Consider the following 1,211-nt stretch of genomic DNA (forward strand, 5'->3'; position numbering starts at 1 on the left):
ATACGACGGATGTCGAGGCCTTCCTTGGCGCGCAGCAGGAGTGGATGGCAAACACTGTGCCCAAGCGTGGCGCGATCGTGGAAGCCGGTCAGTGGGGCGAGCCGAAGCTGCCGCCCAAGGCCGAGCGTGTGTACGGCAAGCCGTCCAAGTCCGATCACACTGCCATGTATCTCGACCGCGACGGCAAGGTGCAGTCAGTCGCGTACCGCATGCCGGCGGCCAAAAAGCCCAAGGGCGAGAATGGCGCTGATGTCGTGACCGACGGCGACGATATCGTCGTTACGGCAAAGCCGCGTCCGGACGTGACGCGCAAAGGCACAGAGATGATCGGAGACCTGCGCACCGACGCGCTGCACGAGGCGCTGTCGCGCGCACCGATCGGGGACGACACGCTGATGGCGCTGCTCGTTCTCGCCTTCGCGGGCCAGAATGTGACGGTGGCATCTGGCGCCCGCGACGTCTCCTATTACGGGGCCGCAGGCCTCGGCCAACATGCCGCGCGCCTGTTCGACCAAGAGGGCAAGCTTGATTTCGACATGGACACGCTGCGCATTGCCGTGCGGTCCTTGCTGACAGACGTTTTGTCCTGCAGGGAGAATCGCTCGGACAGCGGCGTTGTCGCCCGTGTCGCCGGCGACGTCATCGCCGCCGACAATTTCCTGGCCAACATGGGGACAGAGGATTTCCTGTCATGCCTGTCGCGGCAGGCATTGGAAGCCGCCTGCGCGGATACATCCGTCCTGCCTCGTCAGAAGGTCAAGGACACCCGTGCGGCCCTGGTCGAGCATTTCAAGGAAGGCCGCTTCGTCCACCCGTCGGCGCTGTTTGCGCCCACTCCGGAAAAGCTGACCTCTTGGCTGAAGATGAACGAGGCCAGGGAACAGCCCGAGGACGATGGCACGCCGGCGGACCAGGACCAGCTCGACGGCGATGCGGTTGTCGAGCCCGCGCATGACTACGTCGGCGACGACCCCGCTCCGCAGGACGAGGACCTCCCTGACGAACAGATGGAGACTTACAAGGTGGCCGCCGAGTAGGCGGCTCCCTTTCCCTCCGAACGATCATTCCGCCGCCGGCACATCACCGGCGGCGGTTCTGTTTCCACCAATGAGCAACACGGAGACCCGTCATGTCGGCTCAATTGATCTATGACCTCGTTCCACTCGGTTCGATCGTAACTTATCGTGATGGAACACCACGCCCGCCAGAGC

Annotated in this window: 1 pseudogene; it reads left to right on the plus strand. The window is 63.8% G+C overall.

Going from position 1 to position 1,211, the window contains the following annotated elements:
• Nucleotides 1-1,037, plus strand: a pseudogene (locus EN749_RS36040) (plasmid partitioning protein); the annotation flags it as partial.
• Between the last annotated feature and the right edge of the window lie 174 nt (nucleotides 1,038-1,211).

Source organism: Mesorhizobium sp. M7A.F.Ca.ET.027.02.1.1 (assembly GCF_004022985.1).
Classification (GTDB): Bacteria; Pseudomonadota; Alphaproteobacteria; order Rhizobiales; family Rhizobiaceae; genus Mesorhizobium.